The 12,727-nt window shown below is 60.8% G+C and carries 15 protein-coding genes and 1 pseudogene; 6 read left to right on the top strand and 10 right to left on the bottom strand.

The genetic code is table 11. From position 1 onward, the window contains the following. Positions 1-567: 567 nt before the first annotated feature. From B7Z76_RS14610 to B7Z76_RS14600, 3 genes are all read left to right on the top strand, one after another. On the top strand, positions 568-774 hold the full coding sequence (locus B7Z76_RS14610; protein WP_174504090.1) for a cold-shock protein: 207 nt from the start codon (positions 568-570) through the stop codon (positions 772-774). A gap of 384 nt (positions 775-1,158) precedes the next feature. Then, a complete protein-coding gene (locus tag B7Z76_RS14605; protein WP_174504089.1) occupies positions 1,159-1,434 on the top strand; it encodes a hypothetical protein in 276 nt (91 codons plus the stop codon). Continuing rightward, complete coding sequence (locus B7Z76_RS14600; protein WP_174504088.1) at positions 1,431-1,646, top strand: hypothetical protein; 216 nt, start codon at positions 1,431-1,433, stop codon at positions 1,644-1,646. Before B7Z76_RS14605 ends, B7Z76_RS14600 begins: the two co-directional genes overlap by 4 nt. A gap of 396 nt (positions 1,647-2,042) precedes the next feature. Here B7Z76_RS14600 and B7Z76_RS14595 read toward each other — a convergent pair whose 3' ends face one another. After that, positions 2,043-2,360: a hypothetical protein gene (locus B7Z76_RS14595; RefSeq protein ID WP_174504087.1), complete on the bottom strand. Its 318-nt coding sequence runs from the start codon at positions 2,358-2,360 to the stop codon at positions 2,043-2,045. Positions 2,361-2,390: 30 nt separating this feature from the next. After that, positions 2,391-2,630: a hypothetical protein gene (locus B7Z76_RS14590; RefSeq protein WP_174504086.1), complete on the bottom strand. Its 240-nt coding sequence runs from the start codon at positions 2,628-2,630 to the stop codon at positions 2,391-2,393. A gap of 420 nt (positions 2,631-3,050) precedes the next feature. Here B7Z76_RS14590 and B7Z76_RS14585 point away from each other — a divergent pair, with 420 nt between their 5' ends. The 3 genes and pseudogenes from B7Z76_RS14585 to B7Z76_RS14575 form a co-directional block, all read left to right on the top strand. Next, complete coding sequence (locus B7Z76_RS14585) at positions 3,051-3,728, top strand: c-type cytochrome (RefSeq protein ID WP_408736380.1); 678 nt, start codon at positions 3,051-3,053, stop codon at positions 3,726-3,728. 104 nt (positions 3,729-3,832) lie between these two features. Then, complete coding sequence (locus tag B7Z76_RS14580) at positions 3,833-4,594, top strand: c-type cytochrome (RefSeq protein WP_291344868.1); 762 nt, start codon at positions 3,833-3,835, stop codon at positions 4,592-4,594. Between the two features lie 123 nt (positions 4,595-4,717). Further along, positions 4,718-4,807 (top strand): annotated as a pseudogene (locus B7Z76_RS14575) (IS5/IS1182 family transposase); the annotation flags it as partial. Positions 4,808-4,999: 192 nt separating this feature from the next. Here the strand turns inward: B7Z76_RS14575 and iolG are convergent. The 8 genes from iolG to B7Z76_RS14535 all read right to left on the bottom strand — a co-directional run bounded on the left by iolG (position 5,000) and on the right by B7Z76_RS14535 (position 12,618). Next, positions 5,000-5,992, bottom strand: coding sequence for an inositol 2-dehydrogenase (gene iolG / locus B7Z76_RS14570; protein ID WP_291344866.1), 993 nt, complete (start codon positions 5,990-5,992; stop codon positions 5,000-5,002). 62 nt (positions 5,993-6,054) lie between these two features. Further along, the gene (locus tag B7Z76_RS14565; RefSeq protein ID WP_174504082.1) at positions 6,055-6,858 is read right to left on the bottom strand and encodes an ATP-binding cassette domain-containing protein; all 804 of its coding nucleotides are present in this window, start codon (positions 6,856-6,858) and stop codon (positions 6,055-6,057) included. Between the two features lies 1 nt (position 6,859). After that, entirely contained in the window at positions 6,860-7,927 is a 1,068-nt protein-coding gene (locus tag B7Z76_RS14560) for an ABC transporter permease (protein ID WP_174504081.1), read from the bottom strand. 81 nt (positions 7,928-8,008) lie between these two features. Continuing rightward, positions 8,009-8,971: a substrate-binding domain-containing protein gene (locus B7Z76_RS14555; protein ID WP_174504080.1), complete on the bottom strand. Its 963-nt coding sequence runs from the start codon at positions 8,969-8,971 to the stop codon at positions 8,009-8,011. Positions 8,972-9,119: 148 nt separating this feature from the next. Then, the gene (locus B7Z76_RS14550) at positions 9,120-9,947 is read right to left on the bottom strand and encodes a class II fructose-bisphosphate aldolase (protein ID WP_174504079.1); all 828 of its coding nucleotides are present in this window, start codon (positions 9,945-9,947) and stop codon (positions 9,120-9,122) included. After that, entirely contained in the window at positions 9,944-10,762 is an 819-nt protein-coding gene (locus B7Z76_RS14545) for a 5-deoxy-glucuronate isomerase (protein WP_291344863.1), read from the bottom strand. Before B7Z76_RS14545 ends, B7Z76_RS14550 begins: the two co-directional genes overlap by 4 nt. A gap of 45 nt (positions 10,763-10,807) precedes the next feature. Continuing rightward, entirely contained in the window at positions 10,808-11,773 is a 966-nt protein-coding gene (locus tag B7Z76_RS14540; RefSeq protein ID WP_291344861.1) for a PfkB family carbohydrate kinase, read from the bottom strand. Further along, positions 11,773-12,618, bottom strand: a complete 846-nt coding sequence (locus B7Z76_RS14535; RefSeq protein ID WP_291344859.1) for a thiamine pyrophosphate-dependent enzyme — start codon at positions 12,616-12,618, stop codon at positions 11,773-11,775. Before B7Z76_RS14535 ends, B7Z76_RS14540 begins: the two co-directional genes overlap by 1 nt. Positions 12,619-12,727: the final 109 nt, after the last annotated feature.

The raw sequence follows: 12,727 nt of genomic DNA, 5'->3' as shown, positions 1-12,727 counted from the left end.
TTGCGTGTCGTTCAGCCAGAAAAGTTCCGCCATGTTCCAAGTCCTCCAAACAGACTTGAATCAGACGCCCCGTAGTCATGGCAATAGGTACAGAACCTACAGCATCATCCGATCCGAAAGGATCGGAACATCCTCTAACGTCGCGTTTTTGGCCAGAACGTATACGGACTCCCGATGCGGTTTTTCCAGGCCGCTTCGCCAGATGATGGCAGCACGGCCGCATTGCTTTGCCGCTTCGCTTCACCGACGGCCGGCCGTGGTGATGGAGGGGGAAATGCTGCAACTTTTATCTCGGACCATTCATCGGGGCCGGTCACATGGAAGCGACCGGCAGACGATGATATCGGAACTCGAACCCGACCTCAGGCATAAAGGCACACAGCCGCCCCTCGAAGTCCCTTCCTGAACCAGTGTTGTGTTTTTGCCCCTATGCGCCCATAGTCTGGCCCGGCACTTTTCTTGCCGGGGTTTGTGTACCCTCACATGCGGCGCTGATCCGTCGGTTTCCCCTCTTGGAAGGTAAATAGGTCTGCATCCTGCGGACCGCCGAAACGATGGAGATACGCCATGTCCCAGGGCACGGTTAAATGGTACAATTCCCAAAAAGGCTATGGATTTATCATGCCGGACGACGGTTCGAAGGACGTGTTTGTCCACGTGTCGGATGTCGAACGCGCGGGGCTGGGCAGCCTCAATGAAGGACAAAAGCTGAATTACGAATTGCAGCGTGGCCAGCAGGGTAAAATGTCGGCCGTGAATTTGAAGGCCGCCTGAGCTGATGTCTATCGCACCCCATCGGCTAGCCGATGGGGTGTTGCTGATGGGCCAAAGCTAGTCGTGCAATGAGCATTTGCAGCGCGCCAGCTTTGTCTCCCCGGATTCATATGATCGGCCACGGACCAGCGAACGCCAGGCAGCATATGCCTCGCTGATACTTCGTGGATTTGGGATCGTGACTAGAGCATCATCCGATCAGATGGATCGGAACGTGCTGTAGAATATCCCGGATCATTCTGCATAATGCCGTCACGCTGTCGGTCAGGGAAGATGTGGATCATTGAGATCCAGTATGTATCCTGGCGTCCATGATCAGCATTGAGTTTCGAAACGCCGGCATCTCTACGCCGCAGTTCAACAACAGCCAGATAGCTCCAGAGCATGAGCGCTGAATTGGGTCGGATCGACCCAATTGATGTCTTGTTCCGGAGATTAAGGGAAATACAAGTGGTCTTCAGGCAGAATTACAGCGGGCAACGCGCAGAGCGCAATCGTCTTAAGCAGGCGAAGAAGGAAGCCAAAGATCAGGAAAGGCGAGATGCTGTGTTCCGGCGCAAGGCTGGCCTGGACAGTGATATCGCGCCCCAGACGACGGGAACACCTGCTCCAGTTGATGCCGATGCGACAGAACTCTCCGAAGATGCGGTAAAGCAATGAAACGCCGCATCGATAGAGCAATGGTCATGTTCGACGTGACTTATGCCGATGGCAGCCGCAGTTCCCGCCGCAAGATCCTGAAGTCGATCGTCGATGGTCCGGACAGCGAGGAGGCAGTGAAGGCCGAGATCGAGACACAGGATCGGGAGATCGAACGGTCTTCGGGGAAAGTCCGAGACGCCATCAAATCGATCGCACGCAGCCCTGTTTGACGTCCTCAAACCTCGATACGGGTCGTTGGGGCATCACGGACGACACTCGAACCAGCAAGAGACGTCGAACTGATTCTGGGTCAAGCCGAACGCCACTGATCCATTTCGCGAGATGTCAGTTGTCGTAAACCGGCCCGGCAGAAATCCATCCGACCTGGCCGATCACCTACCACCAACCCACGACGATTGTATGACGATCGTGTCGACAAGGCTGAAAACAGTATCGTTATGGCCCGACGTCAACGAGTAAGTGGCCTTGATACTTTTGCCATTCAATCGCTACGGCCGCCAAGGGCGGTAGCCACCACAGGCCGTTGCCGCGCCGATGGATCATCGCATGCCAAGAGGCGGCGGCAGGGAATGCGGAGGCCCGTGATCGGGCTCCAGGGAGGCACGCTATCTGCCGCTGAACCGCGCGAATACCATATCGTCGCGATTTTTCTGCATCAGCAGCGTGATGCTTGGGACTTTTTCGAAACCAAGGCCATGCGGCAACTCGTCTTCCGCGCCCGCCACGACATCGGCGTAGCTCTCACCAGCCACTTTTTCCCATTTTCCCGCCGGCTTGCGCACTTCGAGATTGACGACCGTCGCCTTCATCACGAGACGCACGATGGGATCGTTGGGCGCGCCCGGCTTTGTCAGGCTGGGATGGCCGGCGATGATCCGCCAGCCATTCGCCAATGCCCAATCGGTCAGCTCTTCCTTCGTCACTGCAGATATCCTCCGTGATATGAACGAGGCTCAGGAACGCGATGATCGCTTCCCCTTGCTCGCTTGCATCGACCGTTCTTGCCAGAACGCCATATCTGCCGCTTTGCTGAATGCCACTCGAACGCCGGTGCTCCCCCGGCTCATCCGGATTTTGCCCCCGTTCCGCGCCTTGTGCTCGGCCAGCCAGCTCATGACTTCCGAATCCTCGCTGTCCCTGCCTTCGAACTCGAGCACACCCACGATTTCTTCCTCCTTGCGGCGCTTTACCATCCTGCATGCTTTCCTGAAATTTCGCGGGGGCGCTTCGACGCGCCATTCAAAGCCCAGCGTTCAGAGCAGCGGCGCTCTGCTGCTCTGTCACGCCATGACTGGATACCGACGTCTTACGCCCTCTGCCCGAAAGCCGCCAGTCCGGTTTCGGCCGCAATCGGACAACTCGTCGACCTCATCATACCCGCGGAATGCCAAGACATATTCGCAGCAGCCTGGTATGATCCAACATGGCCGGCACCGCTCCAAAACAGATCACGAGCCATTGAGGAGGGGCAGATCAGGCCATGTTTTCAAGGCACAGCTAGGTGCAAATAATTTTTATATCTAAATTATCGAATTTAGTGATATATTTGATCTCCAAAGCAATTTGATTATTTATATTATTTTAGGGGATCTTGGAAACGAAGGGGATCGTCGATGCAAATGCGCCATCAGAGATCGTCGAGATTTGCTGTCATCAGCATGGCTCTCCTCGGCAGTTCCATATCCTTTGGAAACGGCGCTGCAGCGGCACCGCCACAAATCGCGACATGCGCTAGTTGCCACGGTGTCAACGGCATGGGCAACCTCAGCGCCGGCTTTCCAGCCCTGGCAGGCCTGCCGGCGTCGTATATCGAGCGGCAACTCACCGCCTTCAAGCATGGCGAACGCAAGAACGCCGTAATGCAGTCAATGGCAAATCCACTCGATGCCAAGGCGCGTGCGGCCATCGCCGCGTATTATGCGGCGCTGCCGGTACCCGCCACGCCCGAGCCGACGAAGAACCTGAACACCCAGGGCGAAGCCCTTGCCATGAACGGTGCCTGGGGCGGCAAACTGACAGGTGTTCCTGCCTGCGATTCCTGCCACGGTCCCTTCGGTATCGGTGCCGGCGTCGCGTTCCCGCGCCTTGCAGGGCAGCCGCAATCCTACATCTCGGCGCAACTGACTGCCTGGAAGAATGGCAGCCGCACAGGCGAGCCGCTCCACCTGATGAGCAATGTAACGAGACAGTTGTCGGCGGCCGAGATTTCTGCGGTCAGCGCCTTTTATGCCAGCCTGTCGCCGAACCCGACCACCCTGCCCGGCCTTGTGGCGGACGGAGGCAAACAATGATCCGTCGGACAATCGCCGCACTTCTCGCCGCTCAACTGCCGATCGCCGCGGCGCTGGCCACCACCCCCACACAACCCTCGTTTGCACCGCCGCCGCGCGCCGACATGCCCAAAGGCCCGTTCGGCGACGCCGTCAAACTTGGCGAGAATATTTTCCGTCATACCACGGGCTATGCCCATGGCGTGATCGGCAACGCGCTGAACTGCAGCAACTGCCATCTGGATGCCGGCCGCCTCGCCGGTTCGGCACCGATGTGGGCCGCCTACACGGGCTATCCGGCATACCGGAAAAAGAACCGCAAGGTGAACAATTTCGGCATGCGGCTACAGGGCTGCTTCCGCTTCAGCGAGAACGGCAAAGTTCCGGCGCTCGACAGCAAGACAATCATCGCGCTCGAAGCTTATTCCTTCTGGCTCGCCACAAACGCGCCGACAGGCGCGCACCTCGCCGGCCGTGGCTACCCCAGGCTTGCCGCGCCAGCGGAAACGCCGGACTATGCCCGCGGCAGGATTGTCTATCGCGAGAACTGCTCATTGTGCCACGAGGCCCGCGGGCAGGGGCAATATGCGCGCGGACAAACCGTCTTCCCGCCGCTCTGGGGCACGAAGTCCTTCAACTGGGGCGCCGGCATGGGCAGCGTGAAGAACGCTGCCGAATTCATCTATGCCAACATGCCCTTGGGCGCCGTCGGCACACTGAGCGTCCAGCAAGCCTGGGACGTCGCGCAATATGTCGACAGTCACGATCGGCCGCAGGATCCGCGCTTCTCCGACAGCGTCGCGGCAACACGGAAGGCATTCCACGATAGCAAGTTCTCGATGTATGGACGCACGGTGAACGGCCATCTGCTCGGATCGAACAAATGATTGGCAGGTCCGCACTGAAGCTGGTCCCGCGGCGGCCCAGCCTTCAAGGCCGCCCGCATCGCCTTGCCGCCACGTCTGCAGCCCCACTCGGATGATGCTCTAAATTGAGTGTGGCTGTAGGATGTATTTGCCGACGGCGGCTATGCCGGACCCAAACTCAATCGACGCCTCGCCAAAGTCGATAAAACCAGCATACAAATTGTTCCACGCACAGCGTGAATCGCAGCCACACCCGAATGGGAATCTTCGAGCACTTTCCGATCCTTCCGGATCGGATATAGTGCTCTATCTTGTTGATAAATAGAGCATCTTTATCCGATCAGATAATTCTATCTGATCGGATGATGCTCTAAATCCCCGCAAATCCAGATTGGAGTACGCGGGAGGTTGATGTGGAGTCCCGATTCAGACGCGAACCGCGCGGCCGGTCAACGCCGATTCGAGCGCGCAATCGGCGAGCCATAGTGCCTGCCGGCCGTCGCGTGGCGTCACCGGCATCGGCGCGCCGGTTTCGACCGCAGCACGGAACATCTCGAACTCGGTGCGGTAAGCGTCGGCATAGCGTTCGAGAAAGAAGTTCAGCAGCGGCTCGCGCGCGTCGGTCGCCGCACCGCTCCAGCGGCGCACCGTGGTCGCGTGCAAATTGTCGTTCATCAGCATTCCCGCCGAGCCGAACACCTCAAAGCGCTGGTCATAGCCATATACTGCAGCGCGACAGCAATTGATGTGGCACTGCCGGCCGGACTCCGTACGCAGATTGACCATCACCGTGTCGAAGTCACCAATTTCCGCCAGGTCAGGATCGATCAGCCGGCTCGCCGTCGCCATCACCTCCACAGGCTCCTCGCCAAGCAGGAAGCGCGCCATGTCGAAATCATGGATCGCCATGTCACGGAAAATCCCGCCGGAATGTTGGAGATAGGCGCGCGGCGGCGGTGCCGGGTCGCGGCTGGTGATGATCACCTGACGCACTTCGCCGATCTCCCCGGCCTCGATCGCGCGGCGCAACTCCTGCGATGCCGGATCGAAGCGCCGGTTGAACGCCAGCATCACCCGTCCGCCGACCTGCTCGACCTCGGCGACGGCCGCATCCGCCCTGGCGATGTCGAGATCGATCGGCTTCTCGCACAACACGGCCTTGCCGGCGCGCACCGCGGCGAGCATGAGCGTGACATGCGTGTCGGTCGGCGTGCCGATCACCACGGCATCGACATCGGCACGCGCCAGCACGGCTTCCGGATCGGTCGACGCAGCACAGCCCAGTTCCCGCGCGAGATCCTCCGCCGCGCTTCCGAACGGATCGGCGATGGCAACGAGTTCCGCCCGCCGGTTGGCGGCGGCATTGGCGGCATGGACCCGGCCGATACGGCCGGCGCCGAGAACGGCAACCCTCAGCATTCGACGATCTCCGCGATAATGCAGCGTGATTGATGCCAGCTACGATGAGCAGCGCACCGCATTCATGTATCTCCCGGTTGCGACCGGTTGAGTTCGTGCTGGAGCGCGTTGAGCCCGGCGCCACCTGCCATGTGGAACATGAGGTTCTCGAGGGTGAGACCGTCGCGGGCGGCGTCGAGTTCGACCTCGCCGCGGGCGAGGATGATGAAATGGTCGCCGACCATGTAGGCGTGGTGGGGATTATGGGTGATGAAGATGACGCCTGTGCCGTGTTCGCGCGCCGCCTGGGCGATGTAACGCAGCACGAGGCCGGACTGGGCGACGCCGAGAGCCGCGGTCGGTTCGTCGAGGATCAGTACGCGCGCGCCGAAATGGATCGCCCGCGCGATCGCCACCACCTGCCGTTGCCCGCCCGAGAGCGTGCCCACAGGCTGGTCGAGATCGGCGACGTTGATGCCCATCCGGCGCAGTTCACGGTCGGTGATCTCCCACATGGCGGAGATGTCGAGCCGGCGGAACGGGCCGCGCCCGATGGTCAGTTCGGACCCGAGGAAGAAGTTCCGCCAGATCGGCAGCAGCGGCACCAGCGCCAGCGTCTGGTAGACCGCGGAGATGCCGCGATCCAGCGCCTCGCGCGGGGAGCCGAACGTTACCGCCTCGCCATCCACCGCGTAGGTGCCGGCGCTGTGCTCGCGCAGCCCGGCAATGATGCTGATCAGCGTCGACTTGCCGGCGCCATTGTCGCCCAGCACGCAGGTCACTTCGCCGCTGCGCACCGTCATGCTCACACCGCGCAGCGCGCTGATATTGCCGTAGCTCTTGCCGATATCGGTAAGCTGGATGATCGGCGCACATCTCTCGCTCATCTCACTTCCCTCCGCTCGCCCGCAAGCGCAGCCAGGTATTGACCACCGTCGCTGTCAGCAAGGTCGCGCCAACGAAGAACATGAACCAGTCGGGGTCCCAGTCGGCATAGATCACCCCTTCCGTCGTCATGCCGAAGATGAACGCCCCGAAGCCCGAGCCGATCGCCGAGCCATAGCCGCCGGTCATCAGGCAGCCGCCAACCACCGCCGCCGCGATGTAGAGCAGTTCGTTGCCGACACCCGCGCCGGACTGCACCTCGTTGTATTCGAACAGCATGTGCATGCCGAGAAACCAGGCACTGAGGCCCACCAGCATGAACAGTGCGATCTTCATCCGCCGCACCGGCACGCCCACCGCACGCGCGCTCTCGTCACTGCCGCCCACGGCGAAGATCCAGTTGCCGAAGCGCGTGCGCAGCAGCAGCCAGGTCGCCACCAGGATGAACAGGAACCAGTAGAGGATCGCGATGCTGACATCGACATTGCCGATGCGGACCGTCGAGGCAAAAATCGCATGAGCGGAGGCAAAGCCGGGAAGCTGGCTGATATCGCCGGTCGCGACATTTCCCGTCACCACCTTGGTGAGCGCGATATTCAGCCCCTGCAGCATCAGGAAGGTCGACAGGGTGACGAGGAAGCTGTGCAGCCGCGTGCGGATCAGCAGGTAGCCGTTCAGCGCGCCGATCGCCAGTGAGACCAGCAGCGCGAGCGCGATCCCCACCCACAGATTGCCCGCTACCTGTGTCGCGAACATCGACGCTGCGAGCGAGGACGTCGTCACCGCGACACCTGCCGTCAGATCAAACTCGCCGCCGATCATCAGCAGCGAAACCGCAACTGCGGGAACCCCGATCGTCGCTGACTGGTAGAGCACCGTCGTGAGCGCATCAATCTGCCGGAATGGCGGCGCGACCACGAAGAACAGAAGAAAGACAAGTATGGCCCCACCTAGCGCGCCGGCCTCCGGTCGCTTCAGCGTCTTCCGCCAGAAGGCCTGCTTTGCGACAGGCGGGCGCTGAGCGCGCGACGCGTCGTTTCCGGTCATCGTGCCATTGGTCATCGTCATCATCTCTCCTCCCGTCCCGGGGCTTTGCACGGCTGGCACCCTCATCGGCGCCAGCCGGCAGGAAGTCTCAGGATCGGGCCAGGATCAGCGGGTGCCGCGCTTGGTGAACTTCAACACCGCCGCGACGTTCTTCGATGTCACGAAGGTCGGGCCGGTCAACACCGGCTTTCCGCCGCCGACCACATCGCCATTCGTCTTGTAGAACCACAGGAAATCGACAGCCTCGTAGCCCTGCACGTAAGGTTGCTGATCCACGGCGAATTGCAGCTTGCCCTGCTGGATCAGCTGCGCCGCTTGCTGGCTGAGGTCGAAAGTTGCAACCTTAGCATTGCTGTTCGCCATCTTGACAGCCTGGATCGCCGTCGGCGCGAAGGGTGCACCCAGCGTCACCACATAATCGATGGCGTCGTCCTGCTGCAGCTTCGCGACAATCCGCGACTGTGCAACGGCCATGTCGAAACCGCTGAGATACAGTACCTCGGCCTGGCCATGGAAGGTCTTCTTGATCCCGTCGTAGCGATCCTCGAGGTTCGTTGCGCCCTGCAACTGATCGACCACGAGCACATGCTTGGCGCCGAGCATGTTGAGGCGCTTTCCAACGGCCTCTCCGGCGATCGTTTCATCCTCGCCGACATACATCAGCAAGCCGGCCTTCTTCCAGACATTCAATCCCGCATTGAGCCCGACGACTGGAATGCCGCCCGTCTCCACTTTCTTCAGCATCGGAATTTCAGCATCAGGGAAGGGAATCGTGACAGCGATGCCATCGACATGTTGCTGAGCCACATTGGTGATGAGCTGCGCTTCACCGGCGGCGTTCGGATTGTTCTGGTAGATGAGCCTGACATGATCGTTTTTCGTGGCGGCTTCAGCACCTTTGCGAACGATCGACCAGTAGGCGTCACCTGTCTGCGCGTGCGTGACCATTGCAAATGTCAGTTCATGCGGCTGCGCCGAAGCCACCCGCATTCCTCCCGCAAGAGCCACTGACATACACACCGCACCCACCACAACATTCGGCCTTGTATTGATTTTACGTGCACTCATCTTGGCTATCCTCTCATGTGAAGAACTCGATTGAAGCGAGTATTTTATTTATATCCTAAAATATTATTCAAATATTTTGTAAAATACGCCATCAAATTCCCCGTTAATTCAAGTATTTTTCATTTGGAAAATTTTGGCTAAAAAATAGCTAAACCAGCGAGGTCATGGCGCTCTGCGCCGCAGCACATACCGGCGCGATCGTCTTCTCCAGAATCCGGATACGATCGAATGCCGACATGTCCTCTGACAGGATACGGCGCAGGGAAGCACCAAACGCCATGCGCAACTCTGTTCCGATATTGACCTGGCAGACATTCGTATTTGCGGCGACGAATTTCCGCATCGAGCGCCCGATGCCAGACCCCCCGTGCAACACAAGAGGCAAGCCGGGCGAAGCAGCCTCGATTGCCGCGAGGCGATCGAGGTCGATCTCTGCCCCGGGCGATGTCATCAGATGGCGGTTGCCGACGGAAACAGCGAGCGCATCCACTGCAGCTTCCCGAACGAAGCCGCCAACATCCTGCGGGTCCGTTCCTCTGGATTCGTGGCCATCCTGATAGCCGACGAAGCCGAGTTCGCCTTCCACCGAAAGGCCATGTGCGTGGGCCCAGGCGCAGATCTCGCCGGTCTTGTCGATATTCTCCCCCAATGGCAGGCCAGATCCGGCGAACATCACCGACGAGAAGCCGCTCTCGAACGCGAGCTTGCAATCATCGAGGCTGTCGCCATGGTCGAGATGAATCACGACCGGAACTGCCGCCCTTTCAGCGAGATTGCGGAGCATCGCGCCGAGAACAGGCAGCGGCGTATGGGATCGGCTACCCGGCCCTGCCTGCAAGATCACCGGGCGGCCCAGATGTTCCGCCGCCCGGACATACGCCACGGCATCTTCCCACCCCAGAACGACAAGGCCGGCAACAGCCGTATTGTCATCAAGGCATGGCGTCAGCACATCCCGCAGGGTCGCGACTGTCATTTGAACTTGGCGATCATGTCTTTGATGCCGGGAATGGTTTCAACCTGATCGGCATGGCTGGGCTGGAAAAACTGGATCAGCGGCCGTTGCGACAGCCCGCCCAGGATGGTGAAGTAATACATCTCGTACCCCGGGAGCGCGCAGCAGGGGTGATATCCCTTGTCGAGCAGGATCGTTGAGCCATCGACGATGTGATAGGCATCTCCAGGCTTGCCATCCTCCCTCTGGAGCATCTGCAAGCCGGAGCCGCGTGGCGGGTTGAAGCGGAAATTATACGCCTCGTCGTGGCGGCTCTCGATGGGCAGACGATCCGTGTCGTGCTTGTGGCTCGGAAAGCCGGACCATCCGCCGGCCCCGACGGTGTAGAGTTCGGAGACCAGCAGCCTGCCAACCCGGTCATGATATTTCTGTCCGAGAATGTGCTTGATCTTGCGATGCGTCTTGGTCTCGTCCGAGCCGTATCGCACGGGGTCGATGTCGGCGGCACGGACGGCGAAGGGCGGCAAAACCTTGTCAAAGCGCGCACCGGCGATGAAAATCTCGGCGGGTCCTTGCGTACAGGTGATGATCGCAGTCTCGCCCGCACCGACATAGACACCTTCGGGCTCACCGTCCCAGACATTCAAACGGCGCTTGCCGATATCGGCGAAGGTGTGGCCGGCAGTTGCCACGTCGATTGTCCCGGTTGCGGGCACGATGCAGGTTTCGTAGCCCGGGGTTGTCGATTCAAAGCGTTCGCCGCCATTCAACTTGACGATATTGAAATAGACCAGCGGCACCAGCGGATGATCGATGTTGACGATTGGCTGGTTCATGTTTTCGTACGGTGCGGTATGCATGAGGGATCCGGTCCATGTCCGTTAGAAGGATTGAATGAAGCGCCTGAGCGTTGCCTCGTCAGGCGAGGCCGGTGCGCAGCCAATGCCAGCGACGACCAGTGCCGCGGTGGCCGATCCGCGCCGCACGGCGATGTCCAGCGCCTCGCCCTGCGCGAGCCCCGCGAGCAGGCCGGCCATGAAGCCATCGCCCGCACCTGTGGGTTTGAGTGCCGTGACTGGAAAGATCGGGGTTACGAAACTGGCGTCGCCGGCATAGGTGACCGAGCCCTCCGCCCCCTTCTTGTAGATGGTAAAAATCGCGCCGCGCTTCACCAGATCTGCGGCGAAATCCATCCCGAGCGCGGGCCCGCCCGCAAGCAGCCCGAACTCCAGATCATTGCCGATGACGATGTCGGACAGCAGTGCCGCATCCCTGCACACGTCCGCGGCCTCGTCTGGCGTGGTCCAGGAATAGGCGCGATAGTCTATGTCAAGGACAATGTGAGCGCCGGCGGCGCGCGCAAGGGCCATCGCCCTCCTGGCGGCACCGCGGGAGGGGTCGGCCGCGAGTGCTGTTCCCGTCACGACAAGGGCGGCGACATCGGCAAACCCGATGGATTGGACATCGGAGTCACGCAGGAAGAGGTCAGACGCCCGATTTCGGTAGAGGACTGTCTGGCAGTCGACAGCCACCGTTTCGGTTACTGCAAGGGATGTTCTTGTCTCTCCGCCAATCATGCTGACATGGCGTGTGTCCACGCCGTAGCGGCATAACTCGGCGAGGCAGAACCGGCCGACCGCGTCATCCGAAACGCATGTCACCAACCCAACTGTAACCCCCTGTCGCGCCAGCCCGACCGCGATATTACCAGCCGAACCGCCGATGGCCGCGACATATCGCCCGGCGTGATCGATCCGCGAACCCGGCGGATCGGCATACAGATCCATCCCAACCCGGCCAAGGACGACGAAGCGATCACGGTTGGAGCGGTGCCAGGGCAGTTGCATCACGTCCCCCTGCGCTGGGCTGCACGTCCGGCTTCGATCGCCGCCCGCGCGGCGGTCACTTCAGCGCGGGAGCTGATTGCAGGCGTGCCGACTTCCCACCAGGCGTGACCGCGCTCGGTCCAGCCCTCGACCGGATCGACGCGCATGACAATCACGGCGGTCCGGTCGGCCTCACGCGCGCGGTCGAAGGCAGCGACGAACGCGTCGAGTGATGAAACATGCTCGGCCACCGCGCCAAGCGCGCGTGCATGCGCGGCAAAATCGACGGTGAAGGGCTGCGGAATCGTCGGGCAATAGGCAATCAGCGTGTTGAAGCTGGCGTTGCCTGTGTTTTTCTGCAGTTTGTTGATCACCGCGAACCCGCCGTTATCGAGCACGATGATGATCAGCTTGTGGCCGGTGAGCACGGAGGAATAGATGTCCGAATTCATCAGAGGATACGAACGATCGCCGACGAAGACGATGGTCTCCGCGTCCGTGTCCAGTTCCGCCTGGGCAATCCTTGCCCCCCAGCCGCCGGCGATCTCGTAGCCCATGCAAGAAAATCCGAACTCGATATCGACCGTGCCGATGCCAAGCGTCCGCCAGTTGGCGGCCAGCTCGGCGGGCAATCCACCCGCCGCGGTGACGATCCGGTCGCGCGGCGTGCAGCGCGCGTTGACGGCGCCAATCGCCTGCGCGTAGCTCGGCGTTCCATTTCGCGGCGCCGTGTTCGATGCGACGTAGTCGTTCCAGTCCCGCCGCCTTGCTTGCGCCGAAGCCAGCCATGAAACAGGTGCGCGATAGTCGCCGAGCGCTTGCGACAGCGCGGCGAGGCCGGCCTTGGCGTCGCAAACCAGCGGCACGGAGAGGTGTTTGGCGGCGTCCTGCCGACGCGTCGACGACCTGGTGCAGGCCATGGGGCTGAGTGGCATTGGCAAGAGCACGGTGAGCAAGCTGTGCAAGGATATCGAC

The organism is Acidiphilium sp. 20-67-58, from assembly GCF_002255515.1.
GTDB lineage: Bacteria > Pseudomonadota > Alphaproteobacteria > Acetobacterales > Acetobacteraceae > Acidiphilium.
This window is presented reverse-complemented; position numbering and strand designations above follow the sequence as displayed.

Coding starts and splice junctions, on each gene's coding strand:
- B7Z76_RS14610 (WP_174504090.1), top strand. CDS start 568: ATGTCCCAGGGCACGGTTAAATGGTACAATTCCCAAAAAGGCTATGGA.
- B7Z76_RS14605 (WP_174504089.1), top strand. CDS start 1,159: ATGAGCGCTGAATTGGGTCGGATCGACCCAATTGATGTCTTGTTCCGG.
- B7Z76_RS14600 (WP_174504088.1), top strand. CDS start 1,431: ATGAAACGCCGCATCGATAGAGCAATGGTCATGTTCGACGTGACTTAT.
- B7Z76_RS14590 (WP_174504086.1), bottom strand. CDS start 2,630: ATGGTAAAGCGCCGCAAGGAGGAAGAAATCGTGGGTGTGCTCGAGTTC.
- B7Z76_RS14585 (WP_408736380.1), top strand. CDS start 3,051: ATGCAAATGCGCCATCAGAGATCGTCGAGATTTGCTGTCATCAGCATG.
- B7Z76_RS14580 (WP_291344868.1), top strand. CDS start 3,833: ATGCCCAAAGGCCCGTTCGGCGACGCCGTCAAACTTGGCGAGAATATT.
- iolG (WP_291344866.1), bottom strand. CDS start 5,992: ATGCTGAGGGTTGCCGTTCTCGGCGCCGGCCGTATCGGCCGGGTCCAT.
- B7Z76_RS14565 (WP_174504082.1), bottom strand. CDS start 6,858: ATGAGCGAGAGATGTGCGCCGATCATCCAGCTTACCGATATCGGCAAG.
- B7Z76_RS14560 (WP_174504081.1), bottom strand. CDS start 7,927: ATGATGACGATGACCAATGGCACGATGACCGGAAACGACGCGTCGCGC.
- B7Z76_RS14555 (WP_174504080.1), bottom strand. CDS start 8,971: ATGAGTGCACGTAAAATCAATACAAGGCCGAATGTTGTGGTGGGTGCG.
- B7Z76_RS14550 (WP_174504079.1), bottom strand. CDS start 9,947: ATGACAGTCGCGACCCTGCGGGATGTGCTGACGCCATGCCTTGATGAC.
- B7Z76_RS14545 (WP_291344863.1), bottom strand. CDS start 10,762: ATGAACCAGCCAATCGTCAACATCGATCATCCGCTGGTGCCGCTGGTC.
- B7Z76_RS14540 (WP_291344861.1), bottom strand. CDS start 11,773: ATGCAACTGCCCTGGCACCGCTCCAACCGTGATCGCTTCGTCGTCCTT.